At 41.5% G+C, this 19,575-nt stretch carries 20 protein-coding genes; 3 read left to right on the plus strand and 17 right to left on the minus strand.

Annotated features, from left to right (window positions below):
• Positions 1–11: 11 nt before the first annotated feature.
• The 5 genes from ACZ5Q7_RS11535 to parE all read right to left on the minus strand — a co-directional run bounded on the left by ACZ5Q7_RS11535 (position 12) and on the right by parE (position 6,975).
• Positions 12–794, minus strand: coding sequence for an enoyl-CoA hydratase (locus tag ACZ5Q7_RS11535; protein ID WP_343753210.1), 783 nt, complete (start codon positions 792–794; stop codon positions 12–14).
• Between the two features lie 55 nt (positions 795–849).
• Entirely contained in the window at positions 850–1,062 is a 213-nt protein-coding gene (locus ACZ5Q7_RS11540; protein WP_343753212.1) for an acetyl-CoA carboxylase biotin carboxyl carrier protein subunit, read from the minus strand.
• A 47-nt stretch (positions 1,063–1,109) separates the two neighbouring features.
• Complete coding sequence (locus tag ACZ5Q7_RS11545) at positions 1,110–2,252, minus strand: acyl-CoA dehydrogenase family protein (RefSeq protein WP_343753214.1); 1,143 nt, start codon at positions 2,250–2,252, stop codon at positions 1,110–1,112.
• Positions 2,253–2,499: 247 nt separating this feature from the next.
• Positions 2,500–4,941, minus strand: coding sequence for a DNA topoisomerase IV subunit A (gene parC, locus ACZ5Q7_RS11550; protein ID WP_343753216.1), 2,442 nt, complete (start codon positions 4,939–4,941; stop codon positions 2,500–2,502).
• An 81-nt stretch (positions 4,942–5,022) separates the two neighbouring features.
• Entirely contained in the window at positions 5,023–6,975 is a 1,953-nt protein-coding gene (gene parE / locus ACZ5Q7_RS11555; protein ID WP_343753218.1) for a DNA topoisomerase IV subunit B, read from the minus strand.
• Between the two features lie 453 nt (positions 6,976–7,428).
• Between parE and plsY the strand changes: the two genes are divergently transcribed.
• Positions 7,429–8,010 carry a glycerol-3-phosphate 1-O-acyltransferase PlsY gene (gene plsY, locus ACZ5Q7_RS11560; protein ID WP_343753220.1) on the plus strand — a complete coding sequence of 194 codons (582 nt, stop codon included), beginning with the start codon at positions 7,429–7,431 and terminating at the stop codon, positions 8,008–8,010.
• 90 nt (positions 8,011–8,100) lie between these two features.
• A complete protein-coding gene (gene yidD, locus ACZ5Q7_RS11565) occupies positions 8,101–8,346 on the plus strand; it encodes a membrane protein insertion efficiency factor YidD (protein ID WP_343753745.1) in 246 nt (81 codons plus the stop codon).
• A 110-nt stretch (positions 8,347–8,456) separates the two neighbouring features.
• On the opposite strand, the gene ACZ5Q7_RS11570 is transcribed toward yidD, so the two are convergent.
• The 6 genes from ACZ5Q7_RS11570 to ACZ5Q7_RS11595 all read right to left on the minus strand — a co-directional run bounded on the left by ACZ5Q7_RS11570 (position 8,457) and on the right by ACZ5Q7_RS11595 (position 14,003).
• Positions 8,457–8,756, minus strand: coding sequence for a hypothetical protein (locus ACZ5Q7_RS11570; RefSeq protein ID WP_343753222.1), 300 nt, complete (start codon positions 8,754–8,756; stop codon positions 8,457–8,459).
• Positions 8,756–9,181: an acyl-CoA thioesterase gene (locus ACZ5Q7_RS11575; RefSeq protein ID WP_343753224.1), complete on the minus strand. Its 426-nt coding sequence runs from the start codon at positions 9,179–9,181 to the stop codon at positions 8,756–8,758. Before ACZ5Q7_RS11575 ends, ACZ5Q7_RS11570 begins: the two co-directional genes overlap by 1 nt.
• 138 nt (positions 9,182–9,319) lie before the next feature.
• Entirely contained in the window at positions 9,320–9,535 is a 216-nt protein-coding gene (tlp, locus tag ACZ5Q7_RS11580) for a small acid-soluble spore protein Tlp (protein ID WP_425542384.1), read from the minus strand.
• A 127-nt stretch (positions 9,536–9,662) separates the two neighbouring features.
• Positions 9,663–9,818, minus strand: a complete 156-nt coding sequence (locus tag ACZ5Q7_RS11585; RefSeq protein WP_343753228.1) for an FbpB family small basic protein — start codon at positions 9,816–9,818, stop codon at positions 9,663–9,665.
• 159 nt (positions 9,819–9,977) lie between these two features.
• Positions 9,978–12,677 carry an aconitate hydratase AcnA gene (gene acnA / locus ACZ5Q7_RS11590; RefSeq protein WP_343753230.1) on the minus strand — a complete coding sequence of 900 codons (2,700 nt, stop codon included), beginning with the start codon at positions 12,675–12,677 and terminating at the stop codon, positions 9,978–9,980.
• Positions 12,678–12,878: 201 nt separating this feature from the next.
• Positions 12,879–14,003 (minus strand): ATP-binding protein, encoded by a 1,125-nt coding sequence (locus tag ACZ5Q7_RS11595; protein ID WP_343753232.1) that lies wholly within the window; start codon positions 14,001–14,003, stop codon positions 12,879–12,881.
• Between the two features lie 223 nt (positions 14,004–14,226).
• On the opposite strand from ACZ5Q7_RS11595, the gene ACZ5Q7_RS11600 reads away from it, so the two are divergent.
• A complete protein-coding gene (locus ACZ5Q7_RS11600) occupies positions 14,227–14,658 on the plus strand; it encodes a DUF2621 family protein (RefSeq protein ID WP_343753235.1) in 432 nt (143 codons plus the stop codon).
• A gap of 50 nt (positions 14,659–14,708) precedes the next feature.
• Here ACZ5Q7_RS11600 and ACZ5Q7_RS11605 read toward each other — a convergent pair whose 3' ends face one another.
• From ACZ5Q7_RS11605 to tkt, 6 genes are all read right to left on the minus strand, one after another.
• Complete coding sequence (locus tag ACZ5Q7_RS11605; protein WP_343753747.1) at positions 14,709–15,185, minus strand: CcdC family protein; 477 nt, start codon at positions 15,183–15,185, stop codon at positions 14,709–14,711.
• Between the two features lie 53 nt (positions 15,186–15,238).
• The gene (locus tag ACZ5Q7_RS11610; protein ID WP_464432872.1) at positions 15,239–15,664 is read right to left on the minus strand and encodes a Na(+)/H(+) antiporter subunit B; all 426 of its coding nucleotides are present in this window, start codon (positions 15,662–15,664) and stop codon (positions 15,239–15,241) included.
• An 89-nt stretch (positions 15,665–15,753) separates the two neighbouring features.
• Positions 15,754–16,461, minus strand: coding sequence for a cytochrome c biogenesis CcdA family protein (locus ACZ5Q7_RS11615; protein WP_343753237.1), 708 nt, complete (start codon positions 16,459–16,461; stop codon positions 15,754–15,756).
• 170 nt (positions 16,462–16,631) lie between these two features.
• A complete protein-coding gene (locus tag ACZ5Q7_RS11620; RefSeq protein WP_343753239.1) occupies positions 16,632–16,856 on the minus strand; it encodes a YneF family protein in 225 nt (74 codons plus the stop codon).
• 44 nt (positions 16,857–16,900) lie between these two features.
• The gene (sirA, locus tag ACZ5Q7_RS11625) at positions 16,901–17,365 is read right to left on the minus strand and encodes a sporulation inhibitor of replication protein SirA (RefSeq protein ID WP_343753241.1); all 465 of its coding nucleotides are present in this window, start codon (positions 17,363–17,365) and stop codon (positions 16,901–16,903) included.
• 138 nt (positions 17,366–17,503) lie between these two features.
• Positions 17,504–19,507: a transketolase gene (tkt, locus tag ACZ5Q7_RS11630; protein WP_343753243.1), complete on the minus strand. Its 2,004-nt coding sequence runs from the start codon at positions 19,505–19,507 to the stop codon at positions 17,504–17,506.
• Between the last annotated feature and the right edge of the window lie 68 nt (positions 19,508–19,575).

Raw genomic sequence — 19,575 nt, forward strand, 5'->3', positions numbered from 1 at the left:
CCTCCCCAGCGTCACTTTCCTTTATAGACAGGTGCCCGTTTTTCTTTAAACGCTTGCAGTCCCTCTTTGCGATCCTCGGTCGGGATGGTTTCGTTATAACATAATCGTTCCACGTGTAGACCGGTGGAAATATCAGCCTGGATTCCTTTATCCACGGCAAATTTTGCCTGTTGTATGGCGAACGGCCCATTTTTAGCTATTTGTAAAGCCATCGTATAAGCGTCATCCAATAAGGCGTTCGACTCAGTAATCTCTTCAACCATTCCCAGTTGCCATGCTTCGTCAGCAAGCACTGGTTTGGCAGTGAATATTAACTTTTTAGCCTGACCTGTTCCGATCAGCCTGCTTAATCGTTGAGTACCGCCGGCACCAGGAATGATGGCGAGAGATGTTTCGGTCAGTCCCATTTTGGCATTATTGGCAGCCAGACGCATGTCACAACCAAGAGCCAGTTCAAGTCCTCCACCCAATGCAGCACCATTAATAGCTGCAATGACCGGCATGTTCATGTTTTCCACCGTTCTGACCGTTTCACCGATGGTATACGCAGCATCGACAACCTGTTTTTTTGTCATTTGCTTACGTTCTTTCAGGTCGGCTCCGGCACAAAACGCTTTTGACCCCGCTCCGGTTAGAATGGTCGTACGGATGTCGTCATTACTATCAATCTGTTTCATACAATCATTCAGCTCATCAAGAAGCGCCCCAGACAAAGCGTTCATTGCTTCCGGTCTGTTTAATGTCACCACCGCAATACGATCATCTGTTATGCTGCAGTCAACCAGTGACGTCACAAGTACCACCCTTTTATACTGAAGTTATAAAGACTGATTCCGAATAAACTGATGATTATTCTATGATTGCAATAATATCCCCTTCATTGACAAAATCACCTTCCGCTACCTTGAATTCCTTGACTGTACCATCTGATTCAGCAGGGATTGGAATTTCCATTTTCATAGATTCCATAATAACGATATCCTGGTCTTGTTCAATGGTGTCGCCCTCGCTGACAGAGAATTTCCATACACTTCCCGCTATTGATGCCTTGATTTCTGTCACGTATATGACCTCCTTGGTTATTCGTTTCAAATGTATTTCCGTATGTTTTAGCAACCCAATTGTCTGGCAATAACTAGACGCTGTATTTCCGACGTCCCTTCACCAATTTCAAGCAATTTGGCATCACGCAAATATCGTTCCACTTCATATTCCCGCATGTAGCCATACCCTCCATGGATTTGGACGGCCTGATTGGCTGTGCGGAAGGCGGTTTCTGTTGCATATAATTTGGCATATGCGGCTTCCATGGAAAAAGGTTTATCATTATCTTTCAACCAAGCAGCTTTATAAACCATATTGCGGGCAAGTTCGACTTCCATGGACATATCAGCCAGCTTGAATTGGATGGTCTGCAATTTTGAAATGGGGATACCGAACTGAGTTCGCTCCCGGGCATAACGAAGGGATTTATCGAGTGATGATTGCGCAATGCCCAATCCCAGTGCAGCAATGGAAATTCGTCCACCATCAAGGGTATGCAGAAATTGATTAAACCCTTTGTCAGGGTCACCGAGAAGATTGTCTTTTGGAACACGTACATTTTCCAGTACGATTTCCGCTGTATTGGAGCCTCGTACCCCCATCTTGTCGTAATTGTCTGTTATGGTCAGTCCTTCCGAATCAGCAGGGACGATTATGGCGGAAATGATATGTTTCCCTTTTTCATTCGTGCCGGTGATAGCGGTGACGATAATAGTTTCAGCATAGTTGGCGTTGGTAATGAAACATTTTTCGCCATTAATAACGACATCGTTGCCATCTTCAACCGCTGTTGTCGTGGTGCCTTGTGCATCTGATCCTGCATTCGGTTCCGTCAGACCAAACGCTCCAAGTGCTTTTCCTTCAGCCATAGGTCTCAAGTACGTTTCCTTCTGTTCTTTCGTTCCAAAGTAGTAAATGGGACTCGCCCCAAGAGACACCGTTGCAGCAAAACTGAGCCCCGTGCTCCCGCATACTTTCCCGATTTCCTCCACAGCGATGATATAGGACATGGTATCACCGCCAGAGCCACCGTATTCTTCTGGAAAAGGAATACCCAGAAGCCCAAGTTCCCCCATTTGCTTGAATGTGTCGTGCGGAAACGCAGCGTCTCTATCAATTTGCATCGCTCGTGGTTGAATAACGTCCTGCGCAAAATCCCGCACCATTTTTTGAATCATGGCTTGCTCTTTGGTCCATTCAAAGTCCATGTCAAACCTCCTGTGTTGACGTAAAAGACCGACTGGTTGATGTCAGTCATTGCGCAATAATTCCAAATAACAGTTGGTTTCAAACGATATTTTATGGCGGTTTATTGTGTCATTTAATGTCCTCCTTACTCCTTCTTCGTTAATCTAAATTTTATCACACTATTCTGGCAATAGAAAGCGTTTCCTTAAGTAATTAAACAATACAAACAGACAACCGCTAAAAAGCAGACTGTCTGTTTTGTTTCGTTCATTCCTTGAATGGTTTATCGTATGTGGCCTGTTTCCAAACGTCTGTTACTTCTCCTTGATTCTCACTGTCAATCACAAATGATCCGTTGCTGAGGCGATCACTGATGGAGAGTTTGCTTGGATATACACATTCTTTTTCGCCTTGGGAAGTCTGGAAGCATACGGTGTCATTTTCGGTGACGACGAATAATCCCCTCAGATGATGAGTCCTTGTTTTTAGTTCTCGCAGCATAAGCAAACCACGTCTGCCGCGTGTCGATTTTTCAAACGTTCGCAATGCCATTCGTTTACAAGCACCACGATGCGTAACGACGACGAGGGATAGATCGGTTCCATCATCGAATACTTGTCCGCTGACAATCCATTCGTTCTCCTTCAGTTGCATCGCTTTGACACCTGCTGCCCGCTGACCGACAATGGATATGTCTGACTCGTGATACCATAGACCATACCCTTTGTCAGAAGCGACGAACACATCTTTATTCCCATTCGTCCGGAATACATCGATAACCTCATCATCGCCTTTCAACTTTAGCGCAATCAAAGCTTTTGAACGACGCTGTGCCTTATACAGAGTCATCTCACTGCGTTTAATAAGACCGTTTTTTGTAACGAAAACAAGAAACTCATCATCGCTGAATTGTCGAACAGGTATGCATTGAATGATGCGTTCATCGTTATCAATCGTGACCAAATTGGAAATATGCTGACCAAGGTCTTTCCATCTGATATCGGGCATCTCATGTATAGGTAGATAAATATACTTTCCTTTGTTGGTGAATAAAAGAAGGTTATCAGTGGTGTTCAGCTCCAAAAGTCCGACGAGATGATCGTCATCTTTCATTGCAAAATCCTCACCGTTTGACGCCGTATAAGAACGGATGCTCGTTCGTTTCACATAACCATCAGAGGTTGCGGATACAACGACATCTTCATTGGCTACCGTCACGTCAATATCGAAAGTCAATTCTTCAATTTTGTCTTCGATTATGGTTTGCCGTTCTCCGGAAAAGGTTTTTTTCAACTGTCGCAAATCTTTTTTTATCGTTTGCAACAATTTTTTGTCACTTGCCAGAATAGCTTCCAGTTCATTAATTTTTTTCTTAAGATCAGCTGCTTCTTTTTCCAGTGATGTGACATCCGTATTGGTGAGCCGGTATAGCTGGAGCGTGACAATGGCTTCAGCCTGTGCCTCGGAAAAATCGTATTTAGCAATGATGCGTTTTTTAGCATCCTGTTTATCGTTGGATGCACGGATAACAGCAATCAGTTCATCCAAGACAGATACAGCTTTCATCAGCCCGTCAACAATATGTGCCCGGTCGTTGGCTTTGCGGAGATCATATGTGGTTTGTCTAGTCACGACATCTTTCTGATGGGCAATATAAGAATCCAGCATTTGCGGAAGCGACAGTAGTTTCGGCGTTTTATCCTCGATGGCAACCATATTAAAATTGTATGTCACTTGCAAATCAGTATTTTTATATAAGTAATTGAGCACGCCTTCTCCATCTGCTTCTTTTTTTAGTTCAATGACGATACGCAAACCGGTTCTATCTGTTTCGTCACGGACTTCCGCTATGCCCTCCACTTTTCGATCAATGCGCAGTTCGTCCATTTTTTTAACCATAGAAGCTTTGTTTACTTCATATGGCATTTCATCAATGACGATTTGCTGGCGATTGCCCTGGACAGATTCCACTGTCGCTTTTCCGCGCACGACAATTTTGCCTTTCCCTGTTTCATACGCCTTTTTAATGCCGTCTACTCCTTGAATGATCCCACCTGTCGGGAAATCCGGCCCTTGCATAATTTGCATTAAATCAGCAACGGATGCTTCCGGTTTGTCCATCTTTTTAATAACTGCATCGATCACTTCACCGAGATTGTGGGGCGGAATATCTGTCGCATATCCGGCAGATATTCCAGTTGATCCGCTGACCAAAAGATTTGGGAATTTAGAAGGAAGGACAACCGGCTCTGAAATCGTGTCATCAAAATTAGGGATAAAATCCACCGTTTCCTTATCAATATCACGCAGCATTTCGGAAGCTATCCGGGATAACTTCGCCTCGGTATAGCGCATCGCTGCGGGTGGGTCACCATCAATGCTTCCATTGTTTCCATGCATTTCAATCAGTTGATTCCTTACTTTCCATTCTTGGCTAAGACGAACCATAGCATCATAAACAGAACTGTCTCCATGCGGGTGGTAATTGCCGATAACGGTACCGACTGTTTTGGCGGATTTGCGAAAGTTTTTATCAGATGTGTTGTTCTCTTCATTCATTGCATACAGAATTCGTCGCTGCACAGGCTTCAATCCATCTCTTGCATCCGGCAGAGCCCGTTCCTGTATGATATATTTGCTATATCTGCTGAATCGATCACCAAGCACTTCTTCAAGCGGAAGATCCAAATAGTTTTCAGTTTGTGTCATACCAATCCCCCCTAGCCTTCTCATTTTTGAAATCATTAGACGATGTGTTAATGACTGATAACATAATAATTCGAAACCCACTCACGAGTGCAATTTATCGTTTTCCAATATATTGGCATCTTCTGTCATGCCGAATTCAACATTGCCTTCGATCCATTTTCTGCGTGGTTCCACTTTGTCACCCATAAGTGTGGTAACCCGTCGCTCCGCTCGTGCCAAATCATCAATCGTAACTCTGATTAATGTTCTTGACTCCGGACTCATCGTTGTTTCCCACAATTGGCTGGCATTCATTTCACCAAGTCCTTTATAACGCTGAATCGTATATCCGTTTTTCCATTTTTGAATAGCTGTTTTCATTTCATCATCATTCCATGCATAAACGGATTGTTCTTTCTTGCCTTTGCCTTTTGTTATTTTGTAAAGCGGAGGAAGCGCTATATAAACCATACCAGCTTCTACCAATGGACGCATATATCGATAAAAAAATGTTAAAAGCAGGACTTGGATATGGGCACCATCTGTGTCTGCGTCAGTCATGATCACGATTTTATCATATTGAACATCATTCAGATTGAAATCACCACCGACACCTGCACCAATGGTATGAACGATCGTGGAAATTTCTTCGTTCTTAAATATATCTTCCAATTTTGCTTTTTCGGTATTAATGACTTTGCCGCGCAAAGGGAGTATGGCTTGAAATTTGCGGTCGCGTCCTTGCTTAGCAGAACCGCCTGCTGAGTCCCCTTCGACTAGATACAATTCATTTTTCTTTGGATTTTTGGACTGTGCAGGTGTCAGTTTTCCACTTAAAAGAGTATCTTTCCGTTTTTTCTGTTTACCGGACCTTGACTCTTCCCGGGCTTTTCTGGCTGCTTCCCGTGCCTCTTTAGCTTTCATAGCTTTTTTGATAAGCGTACTTGCAGTATCCGGGTTTTCCTCCAAAAAATAAGCAAGTTTCTCTGAGACGACAGCATCAACGACAGAACGTGCTTCCGGTGTTCCGAGCTTATCTTTCGTCTGCCCTTCAAACTGTAGCATTTCCTCTGGGATGCGGACCGATACGATAGCAGTCATCCCTTCTCGTATATCCGATCCTTCCAGATTCTTATCCTTTTCTTTTAAGTACGCATTTCTTCTTGCATAGTCATTAAATACTCGTGTTATCGCTGTTCGCGCACCTGACTCATGGGTACCGCCGTCTCTTGTCCGGACATGGTTGACAAACGAGAGCATATGTTCAGCAAAGCCATCATTAAATTGAAATGCGAAATCTGTTTCAATGCTTTGCTGCTCCCCTTCAAAAGAAACAACTGGGTGAAGTGTATCCTTCTCCTCATTCAAGTACCCGACAAAAGATTCGAGCCCCGCTGGGAATTGATAGACTTCTTTCTGTTGCTGGCGTTCATCAACCAGTTTAATTTTCAGTCCTTTAAGAAGGAAGGCAGCTTCTCTTAACCGTTCCGATAATGTATCAAATTTAAAGACAATATTCGAAAAAATGGCAGAATCAGGTTTAAAGTGAATAACAGTCCCTTTTTTTGTCGTTGTTTCCAACTCTTGCAACTTTGTTTCCGGTCTTCCACCATTGCTGAACCGCTGTTTGTATGTCATACCATTCCGGTAAATCGTTACTTCCATCCATTCCGACAGGGCATTTACAACGGAAGCTCCCACTCCATGTAATCCTCCGCTCGTTTGGTAACCGCTTTGGCCGAATTTGCCCCCGGCATGAAGCATGGTGAAAATGACTTCTGTTGTCAGCCTTCCGGTACTGTGCGTTCCGGTCGGAATACCTCTTCCGTTATCTGTTACGGAAATGCTGTTATCCTTATGTACCGTCACTTTAATGACATCTCCGAATCCAGCTAATGCCTCATCAACGGCATTGTCCACCAATTCAAATACGAGATGGTGAAGTCCGCGGTGATCTGTGCTTCCAATATACATACCAGGTCTTTTCCGGACAGCATCCAGTCCCTCTAGAACCTGGATTGATTCATCGTTATAGTGCAATGATTCCTTAGTCATCCAGATGTATGCTCCTCTCTTTCATCATGAATGATCAATCTTTTGGTTATTATTTCAATAATAGAACAAATGTTTGTGATTGTAAACATGTTTCCCAACAGTGATTCTATATTATCGCAAAACATACCCATTCGTACACTATTAAGCAAATATAATTGTTTCCTTTATATTCTCGTGACCTCCATAAAAAATCGCCAGTCCCAAGGGGGTTCTGTTTCTTCAAACATTAAGCTCTGTTTAATATCCGTTCCGTACGGGGGGCAATCTTTATAAATTTAATCATATGTTTATTCCGTTTACACGCAATCCATGTCATGATGAAACAATTCTTCAGGCAGGATTATAGAAAACAATTCATACTGTAACAATGAATAAAGGTTCTTAGAATCGTCACTTCATGGTAAAATGTAAAAAAATCAACATTATAAATAATAGCGGAAAGAAGGAAGTCTTATGGAATTTATATTATTTGCTGTTCTAGCCTATTTATTTGGCTCAATCCCATCAGGGGTAATCATTGGGAAAGTCGGTTACCATATCGACATCCGTCAACATGGAAGCGGTAATCTCGGGGCGACGAATACATTCCGAGTTCTGGGTACGACAGCCGGCATTATAGTTACACTAATGGATATACTGAAAGGAACCGTTGCCACAGTTTTACCGCTTTTTTTTGATGCAGAGGTGTATCGTCTTGCCATAGGTTTATTTGCCGTTATCGGGCATACGTATCCATTGTTCGTTAAATTCAAAGGCGGCAAAGCAGTTGCCACATCGGGCGGTATTATTTTAGGAATTAACCCCATTTTGTTTGCTTTCATGATTGTATCCTTTATTAGCGTCCTATATGTATCCAAGTATGTTTCTCTGTCCTCCATGATCACCGGAATCGTTGCCATTATTGTTTCCGCTCTTTTCGGAGATATTGGACTGGTTATCGTTACAGCAGCTCTAACCATCTTTGTGCTTTACCGTCACCGTGAAAACATTAAGCGGATTAAAAATAAAACGGAACCCAAAATTACGTGGATGTAAGCGTGTGAAGCAAGCCAATCGTTTTATATTTATGTTAACATTTTGTATACTATATTATAAATGCAGGAATGCAATAAGAAAGGATTAATGATGCACTATATCATGATTGGGCTTATAACATTTTACCGAAAAGCAATCAGTCCCTTTAAGCCGCCCTCATGCCGATTTTTTCCGACGTGCTCGGAATATGGGATAGAAGCATTTAAACGATTCGGTTTCTTTAAAGGGGGGTACTTGACCATCAAGCGAATCAGCAAATGCCATCCTTTTCATTCCGGCGGCGTTGACACAGTACCTGACAAACAAGAAAAAAAGCAGCATACGTCATGGAGTTAAATGGGGGTGGATAAACGCGGATAAGCATATAGCACGGAGGAAGCCCCCTGACTCCATCTGTGTCAAATACAGGGTGAACATGCAGAGGGCGCTTAAATAATGGCTTCAGATTACAGTTCAAATCGTTTAATCTGATCCCATTTCCCTTCCTGCTCCAGGACACGTCTCTGTATCTCGCCAAACAGATCAAAATGAGGATATCGTTCGTCCCGGTGAATCCATGCAGGGTTTAATCGATACTTCCTCCCCCAAGCCATGAGTTTTTCTAAATCACGGCACCCTGCTTTCGTCACCGTATCACAGTCCGGAAACCGTTCATCAATCCAATAATGCGTCAAAAAAGCAATCCGGCCATTTTCCACTTCCTGCTGCCATTCTTTTAACTCCATTCGATTGACGCCGAACGCCATTACTCATCCTGGTCCAATTGCTCTAAATATGCTCTATGCCAAGCCGGAAATGCCTTTCGAAGGGATAAGGGGCGAAATGTTTCCTTATCCACAATCACATGTTTCGTCGTTCCGCTAACGGCCATTTCACCGTTTTCTTTTTTGATGGTATAAGCATAAACGGTCCGGATTCCATCATATGTATCAAGCCACGTTTCCACAGTCGCTTTTTCCCCATATTGTACGGGTTTACGGAAATGAACCTGCGCGTCAACAACTGGTGACACGACATTTTTCGTTTCCATGTCGGCATAAGACAGACCCAGGCTTTCTATATATTTCGTGCGGCCGATTTCAAACCAAATCAAATAATTAGCGTGATAAACAACCCCCATTTGATCGGTTTCCTGATATCGTACTTCGATCGGTGTACTTGTTTTATGCACTATGTTGCTCCCCCTTTCGCCTTATACACTCAAGTTTAACACATGTTGCATCGAAAATAATGAAAATGTGCTTTCAATAGAAGTGAAGATGGAAAATGGCCTCAAACCATCCCATCATGGTTTGAGGCTGTGTACGCGTTATTTTCTGGCTTCGTCTTTAATTTCTTGACGCATTCCTTCAAGAGATTCTTCCCGACGTTTATTTTTAGCTTTTATTTTTTCTTTTTGATTATCGGAACTGTACTGCATTGTTTCATGAGATTCTTCAATATTTTCAATGGTATCTTGTACCATATCTTGTAATTTTTCTACATTATCACTGCGGTCATCTGGTTTTGGCTCGTATTTATCCATCATCATTCGTCTCCCTTGCAAAAAATCACCCTGAAAGGTGGTCAGAACTCATTTTTTGCTGAGAATAAAAAATTATACATGATAAAACCCCATGAAAAGAGCCTGTTATTTTGAAGGAGTTTAAAAGTCAAGCTTCTTTATCTTCTTTCTGCGACGGCCGCATTTTTGTCTCCATGTTTTTTTCAATTTGTTCCATGAGTTGTTCATTCTGTAAAATTTGTTCACGATTTTCTTGCACAAGTTCCTCGAAGGAAACATTTTTCTTTAATGAAATGGCAATCACCTCTTTTTAAACCCATTATTGCCATTTCTTTGAAAATTTATAACAACGAAAAATAAAAAAGGTCAGCACATGCTGAAACGAATGTACTGACCTTTTCTTGATTTATTCAACTGGCTGTCAGTGGGTGCTAAAAAACGCCCACTGACTTAAGTTTCATTTTTATGATTCAAGTTTTTGTCGTAAGACCATTTGTAATATGCCACCATGGCGATAATAGTCAACTTCCACATCACTGTCAAAACGTGCAACAGCATTAAATTCGGTTTTACTTCCGTCTTCATCAACAGCTGTGACATTTACACGATCATGTGGTTTAACCTGTTCATTAACATCTACATGATACGTCTCCTTACCGGATAAACCAAGATTATCCGCACTGTCACCCTGTTCAAACTGCAAAGGCAATACACCCATCATAACCAAATTGGAACGATGAATTCTTTCAAAACTCTCTGCAATAACCGTTTTAATACCAAGCAAATCTGTTCCTTTGGCAGCCCAGTCACGGGATGATCCCATTCCGTAATCTTTGCCGGCTATAACAAGTAAATCAGTATTATCTTCTTGATACTTCATAGCTGCATCATAAAATGGCATGACCTCATCCGTTGGCCAATACGTTGTAAAGCCGCCCTCTTTCCCTTGGGCCAGCAAGTTACGAATACGGATGTTCGCAAATGTTCCGCGCATCATTACTTCATGGTTACCGCGGCGCGATCCATAAGAGTTAAAGTTTCTTGGTGAAACCCCTTTATCCTGCAGATAACGTCCGGCTGGCATATCTTTAGGAATGGCACCAGCTGGTGATATATGGTCGGTCGTTACTGAATCTCCAAATTTGCCGATAACTCGGAGATTGTTCAGTGGTTCCACAGTGCCGGCTTTTCTGGATAACCCTTCAAAGAACGGTGGGTTTTGAATATAAGTTGACTCACTGTCCCAATCGAATAATGGTTCATCGGTTGTTTGGATTTCATTCCATTTTTCATTGGAATTAAATACACTCTCATATTCTTTACGGAAGATTTCTGGTTTCACAACGCTTTGAACCGTTGATTTGATTTCATCGATGGACGGCCAAATATCCATTAAGTAAATCGGTTTCCCGTTGGAATCCGTTCCCAGCGCATCTTGTGTAAGATCGATATCCACCGTTCCGGCAAGTGCATATGCTACAACTAAAGGCGGTGAAGCCAAATAGTTTGCTTTCACAAGTGGATGAATACGGCCTTCAAAGTTACGGTTCCCCGAAAGCACGGAGGAAACAGTTAAATCTTTCTCGGATATGGCCTCTTCAATCTCCGGACGAAGAGGTCCCGAGTTGCCGATACATGTCGTACATCCATAACCTACAAGGTTGAAACCAAGATAATTCAAATAATCCTGCAGACCCGAGTCATCCAAGTAACGGGTCACGACCTTTGATCCAGGTGCCAATGATGTTTTCACATATTCAGGTACTTTCAAGCCTGCTTCTACTGCTTTTTTCGCGACTAATCCCGCTCCAAGCATAACGTAAGGGTTGGATGTATTTGTACACGATGTGATCGCAGCAATGGCTAATGCCCCGGTTGTCATGGTTGAGGTTTCCCCATTCGGATGATTGACAGTTACTTCTTTATCAAATTCCGATTCATCCAGTCCAAATCCCTGGTTGCCGGATGGTGCCGTTACGGCCTTGTTGAATTCTTCTTTCATATTGGATAAAGAAATTAAGTCCTGTGGGCGTTTCGGTCCGGACAGATTTGGTTCCAGTTCAGACAAATTAATTTCCACAACTTCTGTATATTCCGGATCTTCCTGATCAGAAGAATACCAGAGGCTGTTTTCTTTGCAGTATTTTTCTACCAGTTCAATTTGCTGTTCACTGCGCCCAGTCAAACGGAGATAATTCAAGGACTCGTCATCAACTGGGAAGAAGCCGCACGTTGCCCCGTATTCAGGCGCCATATTGGAGATGGTTGCTCGATCAGCAAGCGGCATATATTTCAATCCGGGTCCGAAATATTCGACAAATTTCCCAACCACATTTTTCTCACGCAGAACCTGGGTTACTTTCAAGGCCAAGTCCGTGGCTGTCGTTCCTTGCGGGAAGCTCCCGGTGAATTTAACACCAATAACTTCCGGTTCTGGGAAGTACGATGGTTGCCCGAGCATGCCTGCTTCTGCTTCAATTCCTCCGACACCCCATCCAAGAACGCCTAAGCCATTGATCATTGTCGTGTGTGAATCCGTACCGACCAACGTATCCGGAAAAGCGTCATACGTACCATCTTTATTTTCTTTGCCGTGAACAACATTTGCAATGTATTCCAGATTTACCTGGTGAACAATACCTGTTGCGGGTGGAACCGCGCGGTAATTATCAAATGCTTTTTGTGCCCAATGAAGGAATTCATAACGTTCCATGTTGCGTTCAAATTCCAATTCCATATTGGCCTGCAGGGCATTCGGCGTACCGTACTGATCGACCTGTACCGAGTGGTCTATAACAAGATCAACCGGTACCTCTGGATTAATTTTATCCGGTTCGCCATTCTGATCCACCATTGCTTTGCGCATAGATGCCAAATCAACAACAGCCGGAACGCCGGTAAAGTCCTGAAGAATAACCCTGGAAGGCTTAAAAGGAACATCCACCGTGGCGGCATTCTCTTTCCCCCATTTTGCCAGTCCTTCTATGTGTTCATCTTTAATCACATGACCATCTTGCTGACGCATGAGTGACTCCAGAAGGACACGAATCGAAAAAGGCAGACGGGAAATATTCCCCAAGTTGGCATCTTCAAGTGCTTGTAATTGATAAAAGTTGTACGTTTTTCCATTCAGATCAAACTGCTTCTTCGTATCAATGGACATATCACTTAACTCCTCTCTCATCACCTTTTTTTACAAACAGCATAACCATTTGTACAAAAAGAATCCTACTATATTATCATATACGAAATAAGGCTATAAAACAATCATTTGGCGGCTTCTTTCCTATATTAAAAATTTATAGATTATGATAAGTTCTGGTTATATGTTCATCGGCCAGCTTAAAGCATTTATTATACCGTGTTATGTTTCTGACCACGGAAGCGTCATTCGAAATGTACTTCCCCATTTTTTATTGTGCATGATGGTTAGGTCTCCGTTATGACGATTCAAAATTTGTTTTGTAATCATAATGCCCAATCCAGTGCCGGATGGCTTAGTTGTAAAAAAAGGTTCACCCAATCTATGTATAATATCATCCGGTACTCCAGGCCCTTCATCTATTATATCGATCACAACCATTTGATCCACGACATAATAATGAATGGTTATAGTGCCTGGATCATCCATCGCCTCAATTGCATTTTTTAATATATTGATCAGCACCTGTTTTATTTGGGAGCGATCACAATTGACATCCAGCCTGTCACTTCCTTCCTGGGATATGGAGATGTTTTTCAGGCTGGCTTGCTGCTGAAGGAGCGTCATGACATCGTTTATTAACTCCGGCAAGTTTTCCCATTCTTTGCTATTGGTCATTGGCTTGGAAATAAACAGCAATTCGGATGTGATAGATTCCATCTTCTCTATTTCATCGATCATAATTTTATAATATTCTTCTTTATGATTAACCCCGGCTTGCAGCAGTTGTAAAAACCCTTTCAACGATGTCATGGGGTTTCGTATTTCGTGTGCTATTCCTGCTGCAAGCTGGCCCGCAATAGACATTTTTTCAGAACGAATCATCACCTCCTCAGCTTCCTTTTTATCAGTTATGTCTTTGGTGGATACAGCAAAATAACGTTCATTATTTTCACAGACAAATTGTGCAACGATATTTTCAGTGTGCACATCGTTTCCTTTTATGTCTTGAATGGTTGCATAAAATGTTTGTGTACGACTAGGAGATGAATAAAGCATCTGTTTTATGTGTTCTGTGTTTTTAGATGAAATTTTTTTGAACCATTTTGATCCTAGTACTTCCTCTGTCGAATATCCCAAAAAATGCTCAATAGAACTGGATACATAAATAATAGTACCACTTTCATCACATACGGTAACAAAGCCATGCAGATTCTGTTCAAACCATGTGAGTATGGAGGAAGGTAACGACGTGAAATGTCGAAATTTGCGATGCTCAGGTAGACGATCCTGTTGTGGTGTCAGATTATCATCTTCGGTTTGCTGTTTATTATAGTTATCCTTCATGCCCTTCCCTCCCTATTGCGACATTGTATTTAATGTTGTATTGTCGTTTTATGTATGAAACCGACAAAGTTATGTCACTTGTATGTATCGTAACAACCTAATATAATGATATGTAACAATTATTTCGATTAGCACGTATAGATCTATTGTCATTATAGATGATAAAAAATAAGAATTAAAGGAAAAATATAGAATCATTGTTGGGAACGAAACAGGTGATAATATGTCAATAGTGGTCGATATGTTAATTATTTTGTGGGGATTTCTGCTACTGGGGCTTATGGGAGTCGGTGGGTTTTTCATGTTCCGGAAATTTTTGAAAAAATGGCCAAAGGAAGATGGCACTTCAGCGATGGACTGGGAAGAATATTATATCGAAGAGACGAAACACATGTGGCATAACCAAGAAAAAGAACTTCTGGAAGATTTGGTTTCCCCTGTTCCTGAATTATTCCGAGATGTCGCCAAACAGAAAATAGCTGGTAAAATTGGTGAAGTTGCTCTACGAAAAAAACGAGACGTCGTTACACAGGATATTCTTATAGAGGGATATATTCTGGCAACACCAAAACGCGATCAAAAGTTTTTGCGGAAAAAGTTGAATCAGCGCAAAATTGATATGACACCGTATGAACATTTATTTGAACCTGAATAGCAGACGCTACTTGGGTTATATTGATCGTGCGCTTTAATTAAAACGCACGATCAGCCACTGGCATATTCCATTTTCTTCTCCAATTTTTTAAATTTATACAGCATGGCGAGTCGCCATGACACAATCATACCGAAAGCTAGAAGAAAAAACATCCCACTCGTTTCACCTAAGGCAATGTTCGCACCTATGACCAGCTTCATAATAATTCGAGCTAACAATAATGCAAACAGTATAAATACAAATGATTTCGAAGGTATCAGATAAATAGCATCCCCTCGAATGTGAAACTTGGACGTTTTAATCAGAAATATAGAAAAAACCACTCCTACAAGTACAGCTTCAAGTACTTGCATCCAGCTTACACGAAATACAGGAAATAAAAACATAAATGCACCTGTGCTCATAAACAACGGTGGTAATATAATTTTTTTAGTAGATGCAGGTTTTTTGGATGCTTTTAAACGAACGAAAATCATTGTTACAGCCATAAAAGCTGCAACAATGGAACTGGTTACCAGCCAAAACATTTCCAATCACTCGTTCCTTCCCATTTATAGAAGTTCATTACAGACTTGTCGTGCTAATGATCGTTTGCAATCGATAAGATAATGGAAATAGTGACTCCCAAAACGGTAAAATAAACACCAATGTCGAATAGCATAGCTGTTGCAAGCTCAAGCTCACCCAAAACAGGAAAATGAAAATAACCATAGGTATGTGATAAAAACGGCTGGCCAAAAACAAACGCCCCTACCCCTGTACCAACGGCAAGCAGGAGTCCACCGGGAATTAATAGCCGATAATTAAGGGGCAGAACTTTTTCCATAACAGTTGTCCCATATGCCATATACATCAACACAACGGCAGCAGAAGTCATTAATCCCCCAACAAAACCTCCACCAGGTGCGTTATGCCCAGCAAGCAGCAAATAAATCGAAAAGCCTAATAAAATAAAAGCAATTAATGATGTCGTCGTGCGTAAAATTAAATCATTCGGCTTGTACATGGAGTAAAACTCCTTTGTTCAATTATTTCTGTATAATGAATGCATGTTTATTTTAATACAAATAAAGAAAAAATCCAATGAAAGCGGATTTAGAAACCTGTAAATCCGAATAGGCCGCCTAAAAACGATGTCAAATCCGTCATCCAATCAAAAAACAAAGCAATTCCGACTAAAATCATCAAGTATCCGCCAATTTTCATGATCGTTGCACTGTGTCGTTTTATCCAACCCAATTTCCCGACGAATAGAGACAACACAAAAAATGGAATGGAAAAACCTAAAATATAACTTATCATCATGACCAGTCCTAAGTCTGGATTGGTTGCTGCTAACGAAATAACAAATGTCAAAATTGGTCCCATACACGGTGTCCATCCCAGTGAAAATGTCAAACCAATCAAAAAAGACCCCGCGAAACCAGCCGGCCGGTTTTTAAAAGTTATTTTTTTGTCTTTCATTAAAAAATCAAACCTGAGCACGCCTATAATGACAAGACCGAAAAAGACGATCACAATGGCGCCAATTTGTCGGATGACAGCACTGTTTTCTTTCAAAAATTCCGAAATGAACATCGACCCAAAACCAAGAACGAAAAAGATGATTGAAAACCCAAGCAAAAAGAACAATGTATGTAATAAACTTTTCCGGGTAAGCATTTTGTTTTCTTCTTTTATTTCATGGACACTCATCCCCGTTATATATGATAAAAATGCCGGGTATAGTGGCAAAACACAAGGTGAAATAAATGATAAAACACCTGCTCCAAACGCGATAAATATATTTATCTCCTCATTCATGGAATTCCTCCCATTAATCTCTCACATCCATTTTATCAAACGGAAATGAAAATACCATAACAAGCCTTTGACAATAATGCAACAATATAACGTCGTTGCCATTCATGTAAAATACCCCCGTTATCCAAATATAACAAGGGGTTTTCACGTAAACAGAAGGCAATATATCATTATTTTCCTTGCTGCTGATTATTCATTTGACGCATCATCTGGTTAATTTTCTTCTGCGACGGTTTTTGTCCCATTTGCATCATAAGTGTTCGAAGCATCTGTTCATTAATAGGTGGATTTTTCTTCAAATAATTCATCATATATTTTCTGGCAATAAAAAATCCGAGTGCAAGACCAGCTATTAATGCAACGATTGCAATTAAAACAACCCAAATTATGCCCATCCAAGCTTTCCTCCTTCATGTTGTTTCCCGTATAGTATAGTAAATCAGAGGCATGAATACAATACTTGTCCAATTTTGTCCATTTTTGTCAACCGGCATACCGGTGATACCCAGCCAAAATCTTCCGTATTGTTTCCAACAACAAACAAATAAGGCTGGAAAGACCGTAAAGCGGGAAACAGCAAATCTTCAGCATCATATATGATGTCACTACGAAAGTTTATACGTTTTTTTTCCATATGTAAAGAAATATAGCGTTCGTCGTTCGCATAAATGTTCAACAAATCATTGTTCTTTATGGCAACGGTATCAGATGGAAGACATTCTGTTATATGGGTTGTTAGTAAACTACATGGAAATGTTTGTGTGATATATTGGAATTGGGAAGCGAGGTCTTCCCTGTTTCGATCATGTTCATAACTTTTGATGAACCGATATAATATTTCACTTTTGTAATAAAAAAAGTGCGCAAATTCTTTTCTGATCCAGTAAATAGAGTAATGGTTCAACCGAATCCCTCCTCTTTTACTTGTCAATATACCAATTCTATTTTAAAAACGTTGTCATTTCGCGTAGCAAACTAGAACTAGTTTTGTCGATGATCATAAAAAAGTGACTCCCGTAAAATGGAAGTCACTTTTAGGGGATCAGTCGAGAAGTGCTTGAACACGTTTCACAACATTATCCACTGTAAAACCATATTTTTCAACTACTTCAGAACCTTTTGCAGATGCACCAAATTGATCGATAGCCATAATATCTCCATGATCGCCTGTATATCTTTCCCAACCAAATGGAGCAGCCATTTCGATGGCAAGCCTTTCCTTTACATCGGGAGGAAGAACACGGTTTTTATACGTATCATCCTGTTTATTGAACCTATCCCATGAAGGCATACTTATAACATTCACAGCAATATTTTTTTCCTTTAGTGCGTCTTTTGCCCTGACGGCAAGTTGAACCTCTGAACCTGAAGCGAGAAGAAGTGCATCCGGCGTGTCTTTTTCACACGCACTCACGGTGTAGGCGCCTCGTTTAACACCTTCATACGCATTTTCTTTTGTTCCCTCCAATACTGGAACACCTTGTCTCGTCAGTACAAGTGCTGTTGGTTGATCCTTTGACTCAAGTGCCAGTCTCCATGCTGCCTGAACTTCATTTCCATCGGCAGGGCGAATAAGAGAAAGACCTGGCATAGCTCTGAGTGATGGCAGTTGTTCAATCGGTTCATGTGTTGGACCGTCTTCACCCACAGCAATGGAATCATGTGTAAAGACATATGTGACCGGATTGTTCATAATAGCTGAAAGCCGTACTGCTGGTCGCATGTAGTCGCTAAATACAAAGAATGTTCCTGCATAAGGTTTTATTCCACCATGAAGTGCCATGCCATTGACTGCAGCTGCCATTGAAAATTCCCGGACACCAAACCAAATATTTTTGCCGGTGTAATTTTTATTTGAAAAGTCATTTTCGCCTTTAACAGTCGTTTTATTGGATCCAGCAAGGTCTGCACTCCCACCGAAGAGGTATGGAATAGCTTTTGAAACTTCATTGAGCACTTCTCCGGATGTGGCACGCGTCGCCTTGGCATCGTCATCTGTGCTGTAAATTGGTAGGTTTTCGTTCCAACTTTTCGGCAGTTCTCCTTTTATAGCGCTTTCCAACTCAGCACCTGCTTCAGGATATGTTTCCTTATAATTTTCAAATAAACGGTTCCAGTTTTCTTCAGCAGAAGCGCCTTTTCGGGCTGCTTTCTCTTGGAAGTCCTGATACACTTCATCAGGAACATGAAATTCATCAAATGTCCATTCATAATGCTCTTTTGTTAATTTCACTTCATCTTCACCAAGCGGGGCCCCGTGGGAATCAGCTGATGCGGATTTGTTCGGTGACCCAAAGCCAATAGTGGTTTTGACTTCAATTAACGACGGTTGCTTTGTATTTTCTTTTGCTTTTGTGATGGCTTGCCGGATCTCTTCCAAATTATTACCGTCTTCCACACGCAGAACTTGCCATCCGTACGCTTTGAATCGTTCTTCAGTATTATCGGAGAATGATCGATTCAGATCTCCATCAAGTGAAATGTCGTTGGAGTCATACAATGCAATTAGTTTGCCAAGCCCCAGATGACCGGCTAGTGATGCTGACTCATGCGATATGCCTTCCATCATGTCACCATCGCTGACAAGTGCATATGTGTGGTGATCGATAATAGGAAATTCCTGCTTGTTGTAAGTGCCCGCTAGATGTGCTTCGGCCATTGCCATTCCAACCGACATCGCCAATCCTTGTCCAAGAGGTCCGGTCGTGGATTCCACGCCATCCGTATGATGCACTTCTGGATGTCCTGGGGTTTTGGATCCCCATTGACGGAAAGATTTTAAGTCATCAATGGTTACATTATATCCGGACAGGTGCAGCAGTCCATACAATAACATGGAACCATGCCCGGCAGACAAAACAAAACGATCCCGGTTGAACCATTTGGCGTTTTGGGGATTGTGGGTCATGAAATCAGTCCACAATGTATAAGCCATTGGCGCAGCACCCATGGGAAGTCCGGGATGACCGGAACTGGCGTTTTCAACTGCGTCAATGGCCAAAGTGCGAATGGCATTAATCGATAATTGCTCGGTATATTGCGACAATATAATACCCCTCTCTATCCTTGTATTCCTATCCTTCTTAATTCTATAACGAATCCGGCTATCCAACA

This window comes from Lentibacillus halophilus (assembly GCF_055395055.1).